Source organism: Fictibacillus nanhaiensis, assembly GCF_023715445.1.
Lineage (GTDB): Bacteria > Bacillota > Bacilli > Bacillales > Fictibacillaceae > Fictibacillus > Fictibacillus nanhaiensis_D.
Genome location: NZ_JAMBOD010000006.1, coordinates 123,527 through 143,604 on the forward strand (window position 1 = coordinate 123,527; position 20,078 = coordinate 143,604).

The 20,078-nt window shown below is 39.2% G+C and carries 21 protein-coding genes and 1 other annotated feature; of the genes, 8 read left to right on the top strand and 13 right to left on the bottom strand.

Translation table 11 applies throughout. The features are described from left to right. Nucleotides 1-51: 51 nt before the first annotated feature. From M3196_RS22255 to M3196_RS15975, 3 genes are all read right to left on the bottom strand, one after another. Nucleotides 52-165 carry a hypothetical protein gene (locus tag M3196_RS22255; RefSeq protein WP_425311019.1) on the bottom strand — a complete coding sequence of 38 codons (114 nt, stop codon included), beginning with the start codon at nucleotides 163-165 and terminating at the stop codon, nucleotides 52-54. Further along, the gene (locus M3196_RS15970) at nucleotides 141-479 is read right to left on the bottom strand and encodes a nuclease-related domain-containing protein (RefSeq protein ID WP_251323313.1); all 339 of its coding nucleotides are present in this window, start codon (nucleotides 477-479) and stop codon (nucleotides 141-143) included. The genes M3196_RS22255 and M3196_RS15970 overlap by 25 nt, the downstream gene beginning before the upstream one ends. A gap of 142 nt (nucleotides 480-621) precedes the next feature. Then, complete coding sequence (locus M3196_RS15975; protein ID WP_251323314.1) at nucleotides 622-1,368, bottom strand: L,D-transpeptidase family protein; 747 nt, start codon at nucleotides 1,366-1,368, stop codon at nucleotides 622-624. Between the two features lie 179 nt (nucleotides 1,369-1,547). Here M3196_RS15975 and M3196_RS15980 point away from each other — a divergent pair, with 179 nt between their 5' ends. Further along, on the top strand, nucleotides 1,548-2,081 hold the full coding sequence (locus tag M3196_RS15980) for a GNAT family N-acetyltransferase (protein WP_251323315.1): 534 nt from the start codon (nucleotides 1,548-1,550) through the stop codon (nucleotides 2,079-2,081). Between the two features lie 79 nt (nucleotides 2,082-2,160). After that, nucleotides 2,161-2,407, top strand: a binding site (T-box leader). Nucleotides 2,408-2,457: 50 nt separating this feature from the next. Next, entirely contained in the window at nucleotides 2,458-3,792 is a 1,335-nt protein-coding gene (gene brnQ, locus M3196_RS15985; RefSeq protein WP_251323316.1) for a branched-chain amino acid transport system II carrier protein, read from the top strand. 450 nt (nucleotides 3,793-4,242) lie between these two features. Here brnQ and M3196_RS15990 read toward each other — a convergent pair whose 3' ends face one another. From M3196_RS15990 to M3196_RS16000, 3 genes are all read right to left on the bottom strand, one after another. Then, nucleotides 4,243-5,418 (bottom strand): toxic anion resistance protein, encoded by a 1,176-nt coding sequence (locus M3196_RS15990; RefSeq protein WP_251323317.1) that lies wholly within the window; start codon nucleotides 5,416-5,418, stop codon nucleotides 4,243-4,245. Beyond that, nucleotides 5,405-6,070, bottom strand: a complete 666-nt coding sequence (locus M3196_RS15995) for a 5-bromo-4-chloroindolyl phosphate hydrolysis family protein (protein ID WP_251323318.1) — start codon at nucleotides 6,068-6,070, stop codon at nucleotides 5,405-5,407. Before M3196_RS15995 ends, M3196_RS15990 begins: the two co-directional genes overlap by 14 nt. A gap of 220 nt (nucleotides 6,071-6,290) precedes the next feature. Beyond that, entirely contained in the window at nucleotides 6,291-7,913 is a 1,623-nt protein-coding gene (locus M3196_RS16000; RefSeq protein WP_251323319.1) for an SWIM zinc finger family protein, read from the bottom strand. Between the two features lie 755 nt (nucleotides 7,914-8,668). Between M3196_RS16000 and M3196_RS16005 the strand changes: the two genes are divergently transcribed. After that, nucleotides 8,669-9,769, top strand: coding sequence for a PRK06851 family protein (locus M3196_RS16005; RefSeq protein WP_251323320.1), 1,101 nt, complete (start codon nucleotides 8,669-8,671; stop codon nucleotides 9,767-9,769). A gap of 88 nt (nucleotides 9,770-9,857) precedes the next feature. Next, complete coding sequence (locus M3196_RS16010; RefSeq protein WP_425311020.1) at nucleotides 9,858-10,310, top strand: SgcJ/EcaC family oxidoreductase; 453 nt, start codon at nucleotides 9,858-9,860, stop codon at nucleotides 10,308-10,310. A gap of 39 nt (nucleotides 10,311-10,349) precedes the next feature. On the opposite strand, the gene M3196_RS16015 is transcribed toward M3196_RS16010, so the two are convergent. The 5 genes from M3196_RS16015 to recQ form a co-directional block, all read right to left on the bottom strand. Further along, nucleotides 10,350-10,541, bottom strand: coding sequence for a hypothetical protein (locus M3196_RS16015; protein ID WP_226537081.1), 192 nt, complete (start codon nucleotides 10,539-10,541; stop codon nucleotides 10,350-10,352). A 171-nt stretch (nucleotides 10,542-10,712) separates the two neighbouring features. Further along, nucleotides 10,713-11,549, bottom strand: a complete 837-nt coding sequence (locus M3196_RS16020; protein ID WP_251323401.1) for a 1,4-dihydroxy-6-naphthoate synthase — start codon at nucleotides 11,547-11,549, stop codon at nucleotides 10,713-10,715. 8 nt (nucleotides 11,550-11,557) lie between these two features. Continuing rightward, entirely contained in the window at nucleotides 11,558-12,211 is a 654-nt protein-coding gene (locus M3196_RS16025) for a futalosine hydrolase (RefSeq protein WP_251323322.1), read from the bottom strand. Between the two features lie 18 nt (nucleotides 12,212-12,229). After that, nucleotides 12,230-13,426 carry a class I SAM-dependent rRNA methyltransferase gene (locus M3196_RS16030; RefSeq protein WP_251323323.1) on the bottom strand — a complete coding sequence of 399 codons (1,197 nt, stop codon included), beginning with the start codon at nucleotides 13,424-13,426 and terminating at the stop codon, nucleotides 12,230-12,232. Continuing rightward, complete coding sequence (gene recQ / locus M3196_RS16035) at nucleotides 13,423-15,570, bottom strand: DNA helicase RecQ (protein ID WP_251323324.1); 2,148 nt, start codon at nucleotides 15,568-15,570, stop codon at nucleotides 13,423-13,425. The genes M3196_RS16030 and recQ overlap by 4 nt, the downstream gene beginning before the upstream one ends. Nucleotides 15,571-15,964: 394 nt before the next feature. Between recQ and M3196_RS16040 the strand changes: the two genes are divergently transcribed. The 4 genes from M3196_RS16040 (at nucleotide 15,965) to M3196_RS16055 (ending at nucleotide 18,872) form a co-directional block, all read left to right on the top strand. Beyond that, on the top strand, nucleotides 15,965-16,312 hold the full coding sequence (locus M3196_RS16040) for an ASCH domain-containing protein (protein WP_251323325.1): 348 nt from the start codon (nucleotides 15,965-15,967) through the stop codon (nucleotides 16,310-16,312). Nucleotides 16,313-16,323: 11 nt separating this feature from the next. Next, entirely contained in the window at nucleotides 16,324-16,764 is a 441-nt protein-coding gene (locus tag M3196_RS16045) for a hypothetical protein (protein WP_251323326.1), read from the top strand. 404 nt (nucleotides 16,765-17,168) lie between these two features. Then, nucleotides 17,169-17,369 (top strand): DUF3311 domain-containing protein, encoded by a 201-nt coding sequence (locus M3196_RS16050; protein ID WP_276531402.1) that lies wholly within the window; start codon nucleotides 17,169-17,171, stop codon nucleotides 17,367-17,369. Further along, nucleotides 17,370-18,872: a sodium:solute symporter family protein gene (locus tag M3196_RS16055; protein ID WP_251323327.1), complete on the top strand. Its 1,503-nt coding sequence runs from the start codon at nucleotides 17,370-17,372 to the stop codon at nucleotides 18,870-18,872. It begins immediately after the preceding gene. 160 nt (nucleotides 18,873-19,032) lie between these two features. Here M3196_RS16055 and M3196_RS16060 read toward each other — a convergent pair whose 3' ends face one another. After that, nucleotides 19,033-19,476: a hypothetical protein gene (locus M3196_RS16060; RefSeq protein ID WP_251323328.1), complete on the bottom strand. Its 444-nt coding sequence runs from the start codon at nucleotides 19,474-19,476 to the stop codon at nucleotides 19,033-19,035. Between the two features lie 16 nt (nucleotides 19,477-19,492). Next, a complete protein-coding gene (locus tag M3196_RS16065; RefSeq protein ID WP_251323329.1) occupies nucleotides 19,493-19,930 on the bottom strand; it encodes a LytTR family DNA-binding domain-containing protein in 438 nt (145 codons plus the stop codon). Nucleotides 19,931-20,078: the final 148 nt, after the last annotated feature.

The following is a 20,078-nucleotide window of genomic DNA, read 5'->3' on the forward strand; positions in this document are numbered from 1 at the left end:
ACTACGAATAATTGTTGATATATATTTTATATACACAACTTTTGTTTCTGTTTATTCTAACTTCAACTTACAATTATTGCTAAATGCAATAATGGATTTAACAGGTACAGAGGGGTCTGAAATAAGTTCATTTATTGCCTTTACATGTCCTTTATTTTGTTTAATTGGATTATAAAACTTAGTTTTTTCTTATATATTACTTGTGTCCAATACTGACTTTTCTCACTACCAAAAATCAAACCTTGGTAGTTCTTTGTCTCAATTACAAAAATCCCAAATATTGAAACAATGATGTGATCAACTTGAGTAGTTTGACCGTTATTTTTTGTTAAAAGAACATCCCTTAATAAAATATAATTCGCTGGATCTAGCTTTTTAAGCTGGATGTTAACAAGTACTTCACCAATATACCCTTTAACAGATGGGGACTTAAGAGTAAGTGCAATAACCAAAACAGTAGCTAATAAAAAATAACTCATTCTTGATTCCTCCAAACTGGTAATCATTTATGAGTTAAATTTTACCATTTAACAACTAAAAAAGTTTATATTTTTACAAAATAGTTTAATTATAGACAAAAAAGAACCCATAAATGAGCTCTTTTTTTAAACAGTTGTTTAATTAAAACATCCCCAACGCCTTCTTCGTCGCTGGTCCTACAATTCCATCTACTGTTAGCTTCTTCGCTTTTTGGAACTTTCGTACGGCTGCATCTGTATTAGCTCCGAATACGCCATCGATTCCTTTAGTACTATACCCTAAGTTAGTCAGTCTACGTTGAAGCTCCATGACTTCAGCTCCGCGGCTGCCCTTTTTCAGATTCACAATCGAAAATACTGGTACTGTTGAACCGTTTGTCACTTTATATCCATTGGCTGCTGCAAGTGCTGGAAACGTCTTACTTGAAGTCGTAATCACAACTGGTGTATTTACAGGAATTCTCGCGTACAGCCATTGAACGTCGTTATTGTACATACGGATACAGCCTGCACTTACGTATTTTCCAATGGAATCTGAGTTATTGTTTCCGTGAATAGCGTATGTGGTCCCCCACGTTCCTCTAGCATTCAATCCGAGCCATCTGTTGCCCAGCGGATTCCTTGGATCTCCACCTGGTATATTACCGGTATAATAAGGCCTGTTTGTAATCTTGTTTACAATTTTAAACTTACCTTCTGGTGTGTAGGACGGCAGTTTTCCCGTTGCCACCTTAAACACTTTAGACAATTTATTATGCTCAAAATACGCAAGCTGGTTAGTGGACTTATTTATAACGATAAAAGAAGAAGCTGCTGCTTTTGCCGGCTGCACTAAAAAGAACATAAAACAAAACACGAGCAAGCCAATAATCATTTTTTTCGTTTTCATTACTTCTCTCCTATTCCTTCTGAAATATAAAATCCTCATATTCTATGCGAAGGAAAAGGAGTTGCATTACCTTTTTGTAAAAATTTTAATAAAAAAATCATGAATATTAGGGTTGTACCATGAATAGAATGATAGGTTATATTTAACTTACAATCTTTAAGTGAAAGAAGCTGAAATAGATGCACAACGTTATCCTAAAAAACAATATAGAAGTGACGATAAGAGAAGCAACGAAAGAAGATGCCCAAAACATGATCGACTTTTATAATATAGTTGGCGGTGAAACGGATTTCCTTTCCTTCGGAGTAAACGAATTTAAACGTGAGCTTCAGGAATACGAAGAGTACATCACTTCAACTTCAAAAGAACCAAATTCGATTATGTTACTGGCTCTCATTGATTCAGAAATTATCAGTATTGCTACCATTAATTCCTCACAAAAAGAGCGAACCAAACACGTAGGGACACTTGGAATCGTCATTTCTAAAACGTACACTGGACTAGGATTAGGGAAAATCTTAATGAATGACCTTATTGATTGGGCTAAACAAAATGGGGTAACCAAAAAGGTTAGTCTCGTTACAAATGAAAGTAATACAATTGCGGTTGAGCTTTATAAGAAGTTAGGATTTGAAGTGGAAGGATTGTTGAAGAAAGATAATTGTATTAGAGGTGCTTATAGCAACACCGTTATGATGGGCTTAATTTTATAGCATAGTAAAATACCCTTAATCAAATTTCAGAAATTCATATTGACTTCTTTATTTCTTGATGCTAAATTTACTATTAATATTAAAATCAATGACGAGAAAGAGTAAGATATGATCCCTGTTCCCCAGAGAATCGGTGCTTGGTGAAAGCCGATGTTCAGGCCTTATCCGAAAATCATCTCTGAGATGCAAAGCTGAACATGTAAGCTTTGACGGGTCGTCCGCCGTTACAATGGAACACGTATGATCGTACGTTGACTGAGTGCCGCAAGCTTTTTTATTAAGCTGCGGAATTAGGGTGGTAACGCGAGCAATAACTCGTCCCTGCTATAGGGACGGGTTTTTTTATGTTCAAAAACAAAAAAAGGAGAGATTACTTATGAGAAAGATGGACATCGTTTTTATTGGACTTATGTTATTTTCAATGTTTTTTGGAGCAGGAAACCTAATCTTCCCGCCATTTTTGGGAGCAGAAGCAGGATCATCTTACTGGCTCGCCATGGCTGGTTTTATCGTTACAGGCGTTGGACTTCCTTTTGCCGTCTTATTTGCCGTTTCCCTTGTAAAAGGAGGCGTTCAAACGATTGGCAATCGAGTCCATCCGGTTTTCAGCACAGTCTTCATGGTAGTGATCTATTTAAGTATCGGACCATTCCTGGCCATACCTAGAAACGCAAACGTCGCTTATGAAATGGGTCTTAAACCGTTCTTGAGCAATAATTCTAACGCAGCACTTATTCTTTTTTTATTCACGGTTACCTTTTTCGCACTTGTTTATGCGGTCAGCCTGAATCCATCAAAAATGGAGAAGTATATGGGACGCTGGATTACGCCTACCTTACTTTTAGCGATGGTTGTACTATGTGCAGTAGGATTTGTTAAACTTGATGCTACACTTCAGTCACCATCTGCTACCTATCAATCCGGAGCCTTTTCGACAGGGTTCATTGAAGGATATAACACGATGGATGCCCTTGCTGCACTGGCTTTTGGGATTGTCATTCTTACAGCGATCCAGCAAAGAGGCGTTCGGGATCGAAAGCAATTAACAAGCTACACATTAAAAGCAGGTTTGATTGCGGGAACATTACTTGCACTGGTTTATGTCAGCTTGGGATTAATCGGCGGAAAGATGGCCGCAGCAGGTTCTTTTGAAAATGGAACGGATATTCTTTCATCAGCTTCCACTCTTTTATTAGGTGAAAGCGGAACAGCCTTACTTGGTTTTATTTTTACATTAGCTTGTTTTACTACAGTTGTTGGATTAACAACAGCTTGCGGCCAGTACTTCTCAAATCTGATCCCGAAAGTCAGCTACAAGACGGTAGTCTTACTTGTTACACTAGTAAGCTTTACTCTATCTAACCTTGGACTGAACCAGATCCTTAAAGTGTCGGTTCCGTTTTTGGTCACAGCATATCCATTAACAATCGTATTAATTGCCCTTACGTTTTTTAACCGTTTCTTCAAAAATCCAAAAAAAGTGTACGGCAGTGCAGTTCTTTTCACAGGTGTATTTGCCTTGATGGACGGTTTACTTGCATATGGTATCGATTTAGGTCCGGTTCAAGTTTTAAAAGACATCCTTCCTCTATCCTCTATGGGATTACAATGGATTCTTCCAGCTATTGTTGGTACGGGTGTCGGAATAGTTATAAGCAGCTTCAGCAATAAACCTTCAGCATTAGATGAGGTAGAAGTGAAAGCTTCGTAAGTTAAAGAGGATTCGACTCAAACGTATATTGATACTTTGAGTCGGTTCTTTCTATTAGGGTCTAGAGAATTTTTTTACATGGTGCGTTTTACGGTAAGTGTTCTTATATTTATTACACGTTCGCTCAGACTCATTGAGGTTTCGCTCAAAAACGCCGAGTTACGCTCAAGATTTTCTCGCTACGCTCAAACTACCTTTAGTTTCGCTCAAAATATCCCTTTTTCGCTCAAATTACCTACATGGCAACAAAGTTTACGCGAAAACGGTTTCACTCCGTGTCTCCTCATTTTCACGCACAAACCTTCCACCTTACAAAATCCTTCAAAAAATTGTCAGTTCATCCACTCTGTCTTAATTTTTTGGCATAAACTCTTAAAAATTATTAAAAAAACAATAGAGGCTGACCAAAAGATCACTTTATGTGTCCTTTTGGCCAACCCCTTCTTTCAATTATTCTCCTTTAATCTCAAGCAGCTTCTGCCTCAATCCAATTTCCATCGTTGCGAGCTCTTCTTCCGCGAGACGGCGTTTCATTCGGCCTTCTTCTTGGATGCGCAGAGTTTCTTCGAGTGTTGATAATAGGTTTTCTTGCGTTTTCTTCAGCGTTTCGATATCGATCAGGCCGCGTTCATTTTCTTTTGCTGTCTCAATCGTGTTGGTTTTAAGCATTTCCGCATTTTTCAATAAAAGTTCATTCGTAGTTTTGGAAACCTGTTTTTGTGCCTCTACTGCATTTCGTTGTCTGATCAGCGTCAGCGCAATCGCTACTTGGTTTTTCCAAAGCGGAATAGCTGTCATAATCGACGACTGAATCTTCTCAACGAGTGCTTGATTCGTGTTTTGGATCAAGCGGATTTGCGGTGCACTTTGAATCGTAATCTCACGGCTTAGTTTTAAATCATGTACACGTTTATCCAAGCGGTCCGCGAACTGAACCATATCGTTTACTTCCTGAAATTTCATCTGGTCATTCGTTTGTTCTGCCACTTTTCTCATCTCAGGAATGGTTACCTGATTTAGTTCATCAAGCTTCAACTCTCCCGCGGCAATATAGACATTTAACGCTTGGAAGTACTCTTTATTGTTCTCATACAGTTTTTCAAGCATCACGATATCAGACATGAGGACATTTTTGCTGCCGTCCAGCTTAACGGATATACGATCAATTTGAGCTCCCGTCTTTTGGTACTTGGAAAGCACTTCTTGAACAGATCCCGAAATTTTACCAAACATACGGCCAATTAGCGTTGGCTTTGTGGACTTCAGTTCTTCCGGGTTTACATCTTGAAGCTTCCTCATCAAGTCCCCGATGATTTCGCCGATCTGACCGGTATCCTTTTTCTTCACATGTTCCAGCATCGTGTTTGAAAAAGAATGCAGCTTCGCTTGTGCAGGTGCTCCGTACGTAATCATCGTCTGGTGATTCGTCGGGTCGATCTGTTTTGCAAGCTGATACGCTTTTTCTTTATTTTCTTCAGGCAGAACATCTATCAGTCTGATTTGCTTATTTTCTTCAGCAGTTATATTTGACTCTTTATTCTCACCAAAAGGATTAGCCAGCAAGTCATCCATCAAATTTGCGGGTTCATCTGTATTGTTAAAAAGCGGCGCATTATTTTCTTTCATGTATATCTCCTGCCTTTTTAATGGATTGTGATTCTTTCAATGATTTAATCGAATACTTCGCTACATCGATCTCATAATGTAGGTCTTCTATATCATTTGACAAAACTTGGTATAAATCCTTTTCGATGTATTCTTTTAACTCATCGAGTGTTCTTTTCGTTTCAACAAGCGATGTCGTCAGTTCTTTACTTTTCCTAGGCTGTGACGATAAAAACATATATTTTTCCGTAAGTTCCACGGCAGAATCCAAATGCGAAAAATAAAACTGTTCCGCAAGATAGAAACGGCGAGGTTCTTTTTGAGTTAAACTTTGTATCTTTCTGACAACGCGAACCAGCTCAGCTCTTTGCTTCAAAGTAGGAAGATCACGAACGGAAAGTAATGCTTTTGAAAGTCTGAAAATCTTAGGTCTGGCTTCATCTAAATTTTTCTTGATGTATTTATATTCTCTTCTCGATAATTGTTGGCTATTAAGAAACCGCTGCTTCTGAAGAAGCCCGGTTGCTGTATATGCAGCCGCTCCCCCGGCAACGGCGATACCTGATGACATGAGATATGTTTGGTCATACGCAATAATACTTGCCAGCCAAACCCCAATGGAGGATGGGATAGCAACAAACATGCGGATAAAAAAGGCTAAAAATCCGTTCATTGTAATCGACTCCTGACATAAACTCTTTTTTATTTATACGAAAGTACAAGTTTCAGAGTTTCGTTTTCCAATAAAAAAGTTTACCTATAATATGTTTCTAGTATTACCTTATAGAAACCTTCCTAAAATAACCATAGCTCCAAGGTGTAATGTGTTCTAAGACTTGAGGCGTATATTTATAAAAAAACCCACCTCGTATAAAAGACGAGGTGAGTTACAATTACTTTATTTTGCTCAGCTCATCGATAAAAGCTGGACGTTGCTTAAATTTTACCTGCAGTTCACTTTTTATTTCATTAACTTTTTCCATTCCACAAGCTTTTTTATAAACCTTTAATTCTTTGCATACTCTTCTATACCCTCGACGATCAGACACTCCGTCTGCCATGATGTTTAAATACTCTCTAAATAAAGAGGATACTGCATCAAAATGTTCTTTAATGATATAGGGGTACAAACTTATAATTTCATAAGGGTTTTCTTTACAGTATTCTAACAACAAATCTGTTTGATTTTCATCGATTAAAATTTCCACATATATTCGTGAGTTTTTCAAATCCGAAAGAATTTTTTGAAAAAGTTTTTTCCACTGTTGTTGAGGTGTTAAACGTTTTAAAATTTCAAAATATCTATATTCACCTTGAAGCAAAAGTTCTTTAGCGAGTTTACTTTGTCTTATTGTCTCACCCATTTTTTCATAAGCTTCATATCTGTAATTTTTCCATTTTATTATTAACCCCGTTTTGCTCTTGTCTTCCTTCTCTCCATCTAAACAAAGCTGCACAGCTTTATCGTACTGAGATTTTTGCAAGTAATTCTTAATAGCTTTTTCTCTAAACTCACTTATTTGAATGTTATCAAAAATAAATTTTTCAACGTCTTCATTGCTATTATTCTGTTCAATAACCTCTAATTGAATTGATTTAATATATTCGTAGTTCCAACTATTTTTTGACATGGAATTCAGGATGTTGGATAGTGCATTTTCAATAATATTTCTATTTTCAATATTACTGCTAAGAGGAATACACGCTCTTATAAGATCATAACTCCATTCATCGTTCACTTCTTGATATCTTTTGTGAAGCGCTTCCTTTAAAATCAATTTTAATAGTTTATTTTGTTCCGATGCAGATAAAAAATCTATTCCATTTTGAACAGCATCTTGAATCGTATATATGGCTTCATGTATTGTTTGTCCGACTGATCCAGCTGAATCATCACAATATGAAATCATATCGACTATATAGGAAAGAACAAGAATGCTCAGCTTTACCGAAAGTTCAATTTCTTGTTTACTTATTTTTTCTTTTGCCTTATACAGAACTTGCTGTGCACCGGCAGTTGCTTCCTCAGTCTGATCATAATGGATAAAACCATGAACTTTAGCTTTTGTTATATATTCTTTAATTAGCTTTTCAGATGTGTTTATTTCATCTGATGGCTTAGCCAACGAAAATAAAAGCTGATTTTTTATATTTTTATTTCCATTTGCTATATCCATAATTAGTTCAATCAGTTCATCCTTTTTAAACCCTTTAAGCTGTATTTTTAAATCTTGTTGTTTCGGTAAATCTTGTTGTTGATTTTTTAAGGCGTAAAATACAGCAACCTGGTGTTTACAAATCTCACTATAATCATAAGGACAATCACAGTAGCTTTCTACAATTTTATTTTCTTCTAATGAAACTTCCACAAAATAATCTTCTGTTCCATTTACTGTCGCTTCATATTGACCTGGGACTATCTCGTCAAGATCTTCTACACGGCCACTTTCATAGTATTGAAGACCGCGATTAAGTATTGTAATATCTATGTATTTTTCAATATTAGAAAGCAGCAAATTTATCTCCCCTAACCGTTGTATGTTTCTATAAAGCCATTGTAACTTATGTATGATCTGAACAAAACAAAGACGCTGAATATGTATATATCACATAAACAGCGCCTTTAGCTTAAACTCACAATATTCACTTAAACTTTCTGTCCTTTCTTACTAATACACAAATGCTAGTTATTTGTCCCATAACTAGACTTCAATTAATTGTTCGTTCAATCAATTGCCTTGCATTAGATCAATATTTTTCCTTCACTCTGGTAGATTCCCACACGCCCACACGCTGCGAAAATAGTTTTCACCGGCTATTTTCATCTGCAACATGATCTTAGCATGCTTCGCTCACATACGTCATTGGAATCATCCTCTTTCCGAATGTGTATTTGCGCGTCCCCACATATCCACACATCTCGAAATCAGTTTTCACGGGCTGATCTCTACCTGGATGTGATTTGATATGCTTCGCTTACTTGCGTCATTGGAATCACGCCTTCCTTGTAAAGGTTGTGTTTTATTTGTTAACTACATATTAACCTATTCTGAAGTTATTTTAAATATTCAGAATAATCAATATTATGTTGTTTGAGGTGTTTTTATTCCCCTTTTGATTGGCATACTTCTTCTTTCGTAAAATTTCTTTTTGTTTCATCATATTTCAACAATTTAATTATTAAACTCTTTTCATAGGCTTTCACCTATTCAAATCCCCTTACATAATATGCCTTTAGAAACACAACTATTCGGAAGAGGAGTGTTTTTAATTGACTGCTAAAACACTAAATTATTACGCGGGCGGGAATACGGCAAGGGGTTTTCATAACTTATTTGATTCTAATCTTAATGGTCTTGAACGTCTTTTTATCCTGAAGGGCGGACCTGGAACAGGCAAGTCTACCCTGATGAAAGCCATCGGGAAAAAGTGGCACGAGGAAGGGTATGATGTTGAATACATTCATTGCGCTTCTGACAATGGTTCCATTGATGGGGTTATCCTTCGTGATTTAAAGGTTGGAATCGTTGATGGGACTTCACCGCATGTGATCGAACCTAAAGCTCCAGGTGCTATTGAAGAGTATGTTAACTTAGGTCAGGCTTGGGATTCTGATAAGTTGGCGGAAAAAAAGAACGAAATCCTACAGCTTTCTGAAGAAATCTCAGCTGATTTTCAAACAGCATATTCTATTTTCCACGAAGCATTACTTGTTCACGACGAATGGGAAAAGATTTATATCGAGAATATGGACTATAATAAGGCGAATGAGCTGACAGATGAACTGATGCACAACTTTTTTTCGAAAAAAGTAAACAAACAAGCAAAGGTTTATCACCGCTTTTTAGGAGCAGCTACTCCAAAGGGTGCCGTCGATTTCGTTCCAAACTTAACGGAAGGCTTGAAAGAAAGATATTTGATTAAAGGGCGTCCAGGATCAGGGAAATCTACTTTATTGAAAAAACTTGCCGCCAATGCAGAAGCATCAGGTTACGATGTTGAAATCTATCATTGCGGATTCGACCCCAATAGTCTTGATATGATTATTGTGAGAGAGTTAGGCTTTGCTATCTTTGACAGCACGGCACCGCATGAATACTTTCCAGAACGTTCTGGTGATTCGATTGTGGATATGTATGCAAAAACAATCACACCTGGTACGGATGAAAAATATGCAGCTGAGTTGAAGGTGATAAGCTGGCGGTATTCAGAAAAAATGAAGGAAGCCATCAGCTTTTTAGCAGAAGCAAAACGAAAGCATGATGAATTAGAGAAATATTATGTGGCAGCCATGGACTTTAAGAAAATCGATGCCATTTTGCAGCAGTTAAATGTGGAAATAGAAAAAAGAGCTGCTGCACGACAAAAATAAATGTATGGATTGGTCACCATTTTTGAATGGTGACTGTTTTTTGTTATGATGAGGGTAAGAAATGAATTTTACATATGGAGGATTGTCTATGAACTCTGCAGAAGGCAAATCTGTTCAAGATCTTTATCACCGTTTTTTGAGTGCTTGGAATGATCGGGATGCACGCGGGATGGCCGATCATTTTACCGGAGATGCTGAGATGATTGGCTATGATGGAAGTCAGGCAATCGGACGGGATGAAATCTATTCACATTTAAGTCCCATATTTGAAAACTTTCCGACTCCCCCTTATTACGGTAAAGTAAAAAGTATTTCTTTTTTAAGTGATAATGCTGTGATCCTCCGAGCCATTGCCGGAATGGTGCCCATTGGAAAAACAGATCTCTCTCCTGAACTGAATACACATCATACGCTTGTTGCGGTAAAAGAAGGGGAAAGCTGGTTTATTAAGCTTTTTCAAAACACACCGGCTCAGTTTCACGGACGCCCAGAACTCGTAGAGAAGATGACAGAAGAACTAAAAGAATTGATCGCAGAATAACAAAACCCGCTGACGTCAGCGGGTTTTGTTTTATATACACTAATGTTTCCCTAATAAGTTCAGTATGCCTTTATAAATCAATACAGCTGCAAACACAAGAACCGTTAGAATAGCGATAATTTTGATCGCCGGACCAAATGCCGCTAAAAATGTTCCGCCTAACGGCAATCCAAGTAGAAAATAACCAGCTAATAAAGCACCAATCAATGTTAACACATTTGTATTAGACATATTGCGCCTCCTCTTAACAGATTTTCCTGCTTGTTATAAGGTATGCGCGAGTGGGGCAAGTGGTTAATCAAGATAATCTGTCGAGTTCTCTAGATAATTTGTCCACTTTTGGATTTTTTTGTCCACTCTCGGATTTTTTCTATCCACTTTCCAGATTAATTTGTCCACTTGCTATTTTAATAGACTCGTATAGTCCTTCTTGGGAACGATGCCCTCTTCCCCGGCTCGGTTCAAGAGCGTTGTAATAGCTTCATAGCCTTTATCTCCAAGATCACCAGTAAAATCATTCACATACAGATTGATGTGGGACTGCGCCACGTCTGGAGAAAGCTCGCTTGCATGCTGCATAACATATTCTCTTGAAGCTTTACTGTTGCGCCAAGCATACTCAACAGATTCTCGAATCCACTTCGTAATAGACTCTAAATCTAGTGAACGGCGTGCGATAATGGCGCCTAATGGAATCGGCAGACCTGTATCTTCTTCCCACCAGCTCCCCATATCTGCTAATAGATTTAATCCATAGTTTTGGTACGTAAAACGTGCTTCATGAATGACAAGGCCAGCATCAATGCGGCCTTCTTTAACTGCAGGCATGATCTCATTAAATGGCATGACGATGATTTCGCCAACACCCCCAGGTACATTTTGGGCTGCCCACAAACGGAACAATAGATAGGCAGTGGAACGTTCGCTCGGAACAGCAACCTTAGCTCCAGATAGCATTTCAGGAGTAACTTCTCCGGACTCGTTCACTAAAACAAGCGGACCGCATCCTCTTCCAAGTGCACCGCCGCATGGAATAAGCGCATACTTATCCAGCACCCATGGCAGTGCTGCATACGAAACTTTTAAAATATCAAGTTTATCTGACCGAGCAGCTAATCCGTTCGTAATATCAATATCTGCATATGTAACATCGAATTCAGGTGCACCCGGAACTAAACCATGAACCAAAGCGTGAAAAACAAACGTGTCATTGGGACAAGGAGAAAAAGCAATACTCATTTTACTCATTACAAAACCTCCACGATAACTTTACTGGCTGATTCCAGTGTAACTAATGCTTCTTTAATCCGCCAAGCAGAACGATCTCGCGGACCGATCGGGTTAGAGATGGAGCGAACCTCTAAAACTGGCACACCAAACTCTTTCGCTGCCATCGCCACTCCGTACCCTTCCATAGCTTCAGCCAATGCACCAGGTTCCCGCAGCTGTAGCTTAGACGTTGTTTCTGCTGTCCCCGTTGCAGTTGATAACGTTAAAATGTTTCCCGCACAAACTGATATTCCTGCTTCTTTTATTGCTTCTAGTAAAACCTCAACCAATTCTCCATCGGTCTTCACACGGGTCGAAGCTCCAAAACCCAGCTCGTCCAATGTGATAAATCCCTCTGGCGATTCCGCACCTAAATCAGCAGAAACGATTTCGTTTGCGACCACGAGTGAACCAACCTCTGCCTTACCTACAAATCCGCCGGCAATCCCCATATTAATGACGAGGTCATATTTGTCCTCTGCCAATGCTATTGTTGTTTGGATACCAGCAGAAATAGGACCAACGCCTGCGAGGATAATATCTATCCTCGAATCCGTTCCGATTCCTCTTAAAATCGCATCCCGTTCAGCTTCCACTGAGGTCATAATCAAAATGCGGCGATGTTTATTCATAGAGATCCCTCCGCGTACTTAACCTAACTTTTTAATAAAGACAACTTTCAGGTAGTTTCCTTCTTTGAACTCTTTATGTGTCTTGAAATCTTGAGGCAGCTTAAAATCTTCTAAGATTTCATAAGTGCCGCCTGTTTGTTCAAAGGCTGAAGCAATAAATTCTTTAAATTTTTTCATACTGAACGTACTGCAGTTAGAAGATGCCACAATAACACCATTGTTCTCGGTAATCTGAATGGCTTGTGCCAATAGCTCTGGATAATCCTTGCCTGCACTGAACGTATGCTTCTTAGACCGGGCAAAGCTAGGCGGGTCCAAGATAACGAGATCAAACGAAAGCTGCTTTCGAACCGCATACTTAAAGTAATTAAATACGTCTTCTACGATAATATCGTGGTCTTCATATTCCAGACCGTTCACACTGAACTGCTCCTGCGTTTTGCTTCTGCTTCTATTTGCCAAGTCCACACTCGTTGTTTTTACAGCACCGCCTAGAGCAGCCGCTACTGAGAATGCCCCTGTATATGAGAATGTATTTAACACTGTCTTTCCTTTTGCATAACGGTCGCGAATCGTTTTCCGAACGTCTCGCTGATCTAAGAAAACCCCGACCATTGCGCCATCATTTAAGTAAACGGCAAAATGGATACCATTCTCTCTGACGATTAAAGGACTTGGTGCTTGTTCACCTTCAACAAAATCATCGTCATCGATATATTTTCCTTTTACGGCAAAACGCTTCTTCTCATACAGGCCTTTTACCTTAACGACGTTTTTAAGAGACTCGATCACTTCATCTTTAAACGCATAGATTCCTTCACTGTACCAAGTAAGAACGTAATAACCGTTGTAATGATCAATCGTCAGTCCGCCGATTCCGTCTCCTTCACCGTTAAAAACACGAAATGCAGTCGTTTCATAATCGTTGTAAAGTGCTTCACGGTAATCGATCGCTTTCTTTATTTTCTTTTCAAAAAAACTTTGATCGATCACTTCTTGAGAATTTTGAGTTAGAACCCAACCTCGGCCTTTGTTTTGCTTTCCATAGTACCCTTTTCCAAGAAACACGTTTTTGTCGTCAAAAAGCTCGATGATTGTTCCTTCTTCTTTCACATTACTGATATTTTGAACAGCGTCCTCTGTAATAAGAGGATAGCCTGCTTTTAAGCCCTTCACATATGAAGGTTTCACTTTTAACCGGACGTTCTTTTTCATAATGTCACCCGTTTCCCATTCTCATTTTGAAGCAAAAACACTTTAATCATAAAATAGCTTACTTCATCAGGAAGCAATTCTTTGATCGGCTTTAACTTTTCTCCGCCAGCCTGTTGGATGGCACTTTCAATTTCGGCGATGTATTCATCTGGAATGAGGTCTTCCATATGAACGTCCATCCCTTCCTGCATGCATTGAATAAGGTGGCTTTCCACCGTACTCACTGCTAAGTTCCGATGTTCTGCTATTTCTTCAACCGACATTTCCTCTTTATAAAACGTGTATGTTTCAAGGTGAGAATTTGGTGTCAGCTTTTTCTTAATGGGGTCTGTCCCGGGGACAGACCCCTTCACTGCATTTTCTTTTCGCTCTGGGTTCTGTACTAAAAACTCCAGAATTGCCTCGATAAACTGTTCACCATACTTCTCCAGTTTATTTTGGCCAACTCCTGTAACTGTTAAAAACTCTTTCTTCGTCTCCGGCAGTTTCATGCACATATCTTTTAACGCCGTATCCGCAAAAATAACAAACGGAGGAACATTTTCTTTTTCTGCGATTGCCTTTCGGACCATTCGAAGCTCTTCAAACAATGGATCGTCGTTTGCCACTTGCTTCGTCTGTACAGCTTCTTTTCGCATTACCGTTTCTTTGCCTAAAAGAACCGCTTTCCCTTTTTCTTTTATATAAAGAGTCGGGAAGGAACCGTGCTCTACCGCAATCAGTTCTTGTGAGATAAAGAATTCAATAAAATCGGTGACCTCTTTAATGCTCTTTTCTTTCATCATTCCGTATGTTGGAAGCCTTTGAAATTGCAGCTCCAGCACTTTTTTATTTTTAGAACCAGTGAGCACTTGAGCGATGATTATTTTGCCGAACCTTTTCTGCCCCATTCGTACGATACAAGACAGTACGATTTGCGCTTCTCTCGTTACTTCAATACTTTCGCGTGAATCGGTACAATTGCCGCAGCGTCCGCATGGCGGTATTTCTTCATCACTGAAATAACGTACAATCATCTTTTGCAGACAGCTCTCCGTATGGCAGTAATCCACCATCAGCTGAAGTTTTTCAAGTTCCTGCGAGATCCGGTCAGCTTCACTCGACTGGTCGATCAAGAATCGCTGCACTTGAACGTCCTGAGAGGAATATAGCAAAATACATTCACTCGGAAGTCCGTCACGGCCAGCACGGCCAGCTTCCTGATAGTAGCTCTCCATATTTTTCGGCAGCTGAAAATGAATAACATATCTGATGTTGGACTTATCGATCCCCATACCAAACGCAGATGTCGCGACCATTACAGAAGATTCATCCTGCAGAAACTGCTCCTGCTGCTCCATCCGCTCGTTGTCGTTCATACCCGCATGATACCGTGAAACGTTGATTCCGCTTTTTTTCAGATGCTCGTACAGCTGATCAACGGTCTTTCTTGTAGCCGCATAGATAATTCCCGCTTCTTTTTCGTTCTTTTTAATAAAATCTTTTAAGAATGATAGACGGTCTTGTCCTTTGATTACCGAAAAAGAAAGATTCTCACGCTCGAATCCTGTTAAAACGGTTTTGTTTTCATCGATATCAAGCGACCAGCAAATATCCTGGCGGACTTTTGGTGTAGCCGTTGCCGTAAGCGCAAGAACAACCGGCCGCTTCGGCAGATACCCTATCATTCTCTGAATGCGCTGGTAGCTCGGCCGGAAATCGTGACCCCATTGCGAGATACAGTGCGCTTCATCCACTGCCACTAAAGGAATATCGATTTGTTTCAAATGATCCATAAAGTCATAGGATTCAAGTCTTTCTGGCGCAATATATAAAAGTTTATACTCTCCGCGCTTCGCCTTCTCGATGCGGTCTCTTGTTTCACCCGCTGAAATTGAACTGTTGATAAAGGCTGCGGAGATTCCTAACTGCAATAATGTATCAACCTGATCTTTCATTAATGAAATTAGAGGAGAGATAACAATTGTTGTTCCTTCAAAAACAAGGGCAGGGATCTGATAGCAGATCGATTTCCCTCCGCCTGTCGGCATGACACAAAGGGTATCGTCACCTGCTAAAACCGATTGTATCGCTTGCTCTTGTCCATTCCGGAATGAAGAATAACCGTAATGCAACTCTAGCATTTGCTTTGCTTTTTGTATCAAAACTTTTCTTGCCTCCCTCAGGTAGAGTCATCTCTTGATTATAAAGGTACAATCCGAACATAGCAAAGACACATCTTACCGTTTAGATGTTATTAAAAGGATGTTTTCGCATACTTGGTTGTTCTTGAAAGAGGTTGATTTCCGTTTCAGGATGCTCGCTTTCCGCGAGGGGTAAGGTGAGCCTCCCTATCGCTTTGCACTGACGGGGTCTCACCTGTCCCACTGTCCCGCAGGAGTCTCACACCTTGCACTTCAATCAACTTGTCAAAGAAGGACTTCTAAAAAAACTATTAAAAGCAACAATCTTTTAGATAAGAGGCTTTAAAAAAGCCAGACTTTATTATGAAATGTGATACATTAGAAAATGGAGAAAACAGAAAGGGAGTTTTTACATATGACAAATCATGAAAACAACAATTTGCCGCCAAAAACGTGTTCGATTGAAAGACTGGTAACGATGCCTGAGGATGTTGCTAAAGTAATCGAAGGCAAGAAGACAGCAACACGCCGTAACGGAAGATATGCTGATGTAGGTGAAATTATGGAATTACAAGGCCACAAGTTTGTAGTGGACAATGTTTACTCACAGTCATTAGGTGAATTAACAGACAAACATGCACAAGATGAAGGTTTCGAAACAGTAGAGGCATATAAAGAAGCGATTTTATCATACCACCCAGGAATGCCTTGGCTCCCTCACATGAGAGTATGGGTGCACGAGTTCAATCCTGTTAAAGGATAACACGCACAAGAATGGATTTATTGTATAGGGGTCTAGTATATATTCATATTCTGAGTGTAATCATCTCAATCGGGCCCTTCTTTATTCTGTTTCCGATTATAAAAAAACTTCGGACAGCTGAAGGTTCAGAGATACATGCACATCTTGATACGTTTCGTTTTATCGTCTGGCTAGCGAAACATGCTGGGCATGTCCTCGTGGGATCCGGGGTTCTCTTATTGATCTTAGGACCGTGGACATGGAGTACACCGTGGGTTTTGGTGACACTTATTATTTTATTTTGCTCGCTGTTCTTTTTGGCTCGTGCATTTTCGCCGACTCTTCGCAAGTTTGAAGAAGAAGGCATTGATCAAAATGTTTTAGCAGACAAATTAAAAAAAGCAGTATGGATCTACCTCATTTTGCTGATGATCATGCTGTGGTTTATGGTAGTGAAGCCGTTTTTGTGGTAGAGAGAATGGAAGCTGGCCGATTATGGTCGGCTTTTTTTGTGTTTTTTGAAGGCTTGTCCGTTTCAGAAGGACACATTATTGAATTTGTGGATTGAGGTCTGAAATTTGTGGATTGAACGTCAAAATTTTTGGATTGAGGGTGCTTTTTTCTGGATTCAATGCTGTTTTTTCTGGATTAACTATTATTCGTGTCTTTTTGAAAAAGAGGAAGACTAAAAATTGGTAGGCTTAAATAAAGACCCATTTCATTCAGTTGAAATGGGATTTTTTATTGTAAACCCTTTCATTTTCAAATTAGAGTAAATATTTTAAAAATTTATATAATTCCTCTTGTTACGCGCTTTTAAAGCTGTTATGATTGTGAACATTATATTTCCAATACACCTGAGAAGGAGCGTAGCATCATGAAAAAAATTCTTATGATCTTATTAATTGCCTTGCCATTTTTAGCCCAACTGGTCGTCTTACCATTCGCAAACAGGATTGACCCCATTATTTTTGGTTTGCCGTTTCTTCAATTTTGGCTGTTTTTATGGATTGTCTTAACTCCTTTTTGCACCTTTGGCATCTATCAACTTCAGAAATCTCAAGGAGGATTGGATTAAATGCAGCAGGGAAATCTTACAGCACTTTCAATCACAATGTTTGTTATTCTCACAGTTGTTCTTATCGGATTTCTTGCAGGCAGAGACAAAGCTACTCGTAGCTCTGTTGAAGAATGGTCTGTTGGCGGAAGACGTTTTGGCGGTCTGTTAGTCTGGTTTTTGGTTGGAGCCGATCTTTATACAGCATATACGTTCCTTGGATTAACAAGCACGGCTTACACAGCAGGAAGTCTAGCGTTCTTTGCGATTCCGTACTCGGTTCTCGCCTACTTTATTTCTTACTTTTTCCTTCCTAAGCTTTGGAAAGTAGCTAATCAACATAAACTGACAACACTTGCGGATTATGCGAGAGAGCGTTTTGATTCTAAGCTGCTTTCCTCTCTAATCGCCATCGTTGGCGTACTTATGCTCATACCCTACATTTGTCTGCAGCTAAGCGGTATTCAAGATACGCTTCAAGTAGCTGGGACAGGCTTTATCAATGTAAAAGTGGTCGTTATCACTTCATTCTTGCTTGTAGCTCTTTATACATTTTTCAGCGGAATCAAGGGACCAACATATACAGCTATTATTAAAGATGTGCTCGTTTGGGCCATTATGTTATTTATGGTTGTTTCTCTGCCAATCATGCACTTTGGCGGCTGGGACCCAATGGTCGATAAGATCGTAACAGAAGCTCCTCAGCTTCTAACGATTCCAAACGAAGGGCCAAAAGGTATTCCATGGTTCATTACAGCATCTTTTGTCTCCGCACTAGCTTTGTTCATGTGGGCACATGCTGCAACAGGCGTCTTCACAGCAAAAAGTGCTGATGCCATTCGTAAAAATGCACTTTTTCTGCCTTTATACAATATCGTTTTAATTCTTGTGGTTTTCTTAGGTTTTATAGCGTTTCTAGTACTGCCAGACGGCACGGATCCACGCTTTGCATTATTAGCTTTGATTCAAACGTCGTATGGCGGAATTGGTCAAGGGTTGGCTTATTCAACCATTGCACTTGCATCGCTCATCCCATGTTCCATTATGGCGATCGGTGCATCGAATCTTTTCGCCAATAACATTTATCGAGATTTGATTAATCCAAAAGTAAAAGGCGCAAAACTAACAATGATTACGCGCGGAATGGTTTTTGTAGTAATCGGACTGGCTTTATTGTTTGGACTTGTGTTCCCGCAAGCGCTAGTATCACTTCAGCTGCTTGGTGTATCAGGTATGGTACAGATCTTCCCTGCAATCGTAATCAGCTTATTCTGGAGAAATCAAACGAGGGAAGCAACAATCATCGGCTTGCTTGTTGGACTGACAGTAACGTTCACCGTTTACTCAACCGGAACATCACTTGGAATCTACGAAGGATTCTGGGGACTGATGGCTAACTTTGCATCGGTCGTAGTGTTGAACCCGCTGTTTGTTAAGAAAGCGAAATTCTCTACAAACGCTGTAAAAGATTACTTGTTCGGAGAAAAATCTAATAAAGTAGATTTAGTACGTAAAGGCGCTTAAAAGGAAAGGGATGACTTTTGATGGTCATCCTTTTTTGTGCCCTTAAATTTCTGAAGACTTATAAAAAAATTTGAGGACTTATAAATTTTTTTGAAGACCTATAAATTTTTATGAAGACCTATAAATCTTTTTGAAGACTTATAAACTTTCATGATGAACACTATCTGCCCTGCTTTTGCTCCCGATAATGAATCATTTTCTGATTAAATCGCATGCCGAGCACTTTAAAGTAAATCGAAAATCCAAAAATACCGCCTAAATAGATTACATGATATAAAATAAGCATGTTATAGAACGTTTTTGTCCCGACCTCAAACCAGTCAAACAGCTGTGACATTCCAAACAGCACTGCCCCTAACAAAAGATATTGCACAAACAGCTTGCCAATCACGGACATTTTCACTTTGTTTTCCTCATCCCAGAACAAATACTGAAGACCCGTTACAAAAATGCTTAAAAAGAAGATTTGCACGATCATCTCAAACGAGATTTCACGAACCCCCAGTATGAATCCGAACACCACATAAATGATAATTCCTGCTGAGAAAAACAATCCCATCATTGTTTTAAATCCAAGTGTAAACTCCATTATTTTTTTCCACATCTTTAACAACCTCCTTTTAGAAACCCAGTTTTTCTTTTAATACAGGTACATATTGACGGGAAACAATCATGTTTTCACCATTCTCAAGCGTAACTTCTACCCTGCCTCCCAGACGAGGCGTAATCGTTTTAATTTTGTCGAGATTCAGGATTGTCGCTTTTGTAGCACGAAAGAAATTCCCGTCTCCAAACAGCTCCTCAATTTGATACAGTCTAAGCGAAACTTCATAAACCGATTGCTTCGTGTAGGCGAAGTTCTTTTTGTCAACTGACTCAAAATAATAAATATCATTTGGCAGGAGCAAATGTATCTTACCGTCTAACGTTCCAAGCACTTTTCGTTCTAGCGTTCGTATTGAAGTTAATACTTTAATTACTTCCTCGTTCATCTCCCTGCACTTTACGATTATCTCCAATTCATCTTGGTCGTCACTTTCATGGATAGTTAACTTCATCTCTCGTCCTCCTTTCCTTAAAGGACTGTTTAGCTTTGTGTCACCAGTATATGTCAGCAAAATCTCCTCGTAAATCCACTTTTAACCGACCTGCAGAAAGAAACCACTAAGTTGCTTCCCATTGCTCTTCACGTGAAAAAAGCATCTG

Excerpts from the sequence above, each read along its gene's own strand:
- M3196_RS15970 (WP_251323313.1), bottom strand. The coding sequence starts at position 479 with ATGAGTTATTTTTTATTAGCTACTGTTTTGGTTATTGCACTTACTCTT.
- M3196_RS15975 (WP_251323314.1), bottom strand. The coding sequence starts at position 1,368 with ATGAAAACGAAAAAAATGATTATTGGCTTGCTCGTGTTTTGTTTTATG.
- M3196_RS15980 (WP_251323315.1), top strand. The coding sequence starts at position 1,548 with ATGCACAACGTTATCCTAAAAAACAATATAGAAGTGACGATAAGAGAA.
- brnQ (WP_251323316.1), top strand. The coding sequence starts at position 2,458 with ATGAGAAAGATGGACATCGTTTTTATTGGACTTATGTTATTTTCAATG.
- M3196_RS15990 (WP_251323317.1), bottom strand. The coding sequence starts at position 5,418 with ATGAAAGAAAATAATGCGCCGCTTTTTAACAATACAGATGAACCCGCA.
- M3196_RS15995 (WP_251323318.1), bottom strand. The coding sequence starts at position 6,070 with ATGAACGGATTTTTAGCCTTTTTTATCCGCATGTTTGTTGCTATCCCA.
- M3196_RS16010 (WP_425311020.1), top strand. The coding sequence starts at position 9,858 with ATGAACTCTGCAGAAGGCAAATCTGTTCAAGATCTTTATCACCGTTTT.
- M3196_RS16015 (WP_226537081.1), bottom strand. The coding sequence starts at position 10,541 with ATGTCTAATACAAATGTGTTAACATTGATTGGTGCTTTATTAGCTGGT.
- M3196_RS16020 (WP_251323401.1), bottom strand. The coding sequence starts at position 11,549 with ATGAGTATTGCTTTTTCTCCTTGTCCCAATGACACGTTTGTTTTTCAC.
- M3196_RS16025 (WP_251323322.1), bottom strand. The coding sequence starts at position 12,211 with ATGAATAAACATCGCCGCATTTTGATTATGACCTCAGTGGAAGCTGAA.
- M3196_RS16030 (WP_251323323.1), bottom strand. The coding sequence starts at position 13,426 with ATGAAAAAGAACGTCCGGTTAAAAGTGAAACCTTCATATGTGAAGGGC.
- M3196_RS16040 (WP_251323325.1), top strand. The coding sequence starts at position 15,965 with ATGACAAATCATGAAAACAACAATTTGCCGCCAAAAACGTGTTCGATT.
- M3196_RS16045 (WP_251323326.1), top strand. The coding sequence starts at position 16,324 with ATGGATTTATTGTATAGGGGTCTAGTATATATTCATATTCTGAGTGTA.
- M3196_RS16050 (WP_276531402.1), top strand. The coding sequence starts at position 17,169 with ATGAAAAAAATTCTTATGATCTTATTAATTGCCTTGCCATTTTTAGCC.
- M3196_RS16055 (WP_251323327.1), top strand. The coding sequence starts at position 17,370 with ATGCAGCAGGGAAATCTTACAGCACTTTCAATCACAATGTTTGTTATT.
- M3196_RS16060 (WP_251323328.1), bottom strand. The coding sequence starts at position 19,476 with ATGTGGAAAAAAATAATGGAGTTTACACTTGGATTTAAAACAATGATG.
- M3196_RS16065 (WP_251323329.1), bottom strand. The coding sequence starts at position 19,930 with ATGAAGTTAACTATCCATGAAAGTGACGACCAAGATGAATTGGAGATA.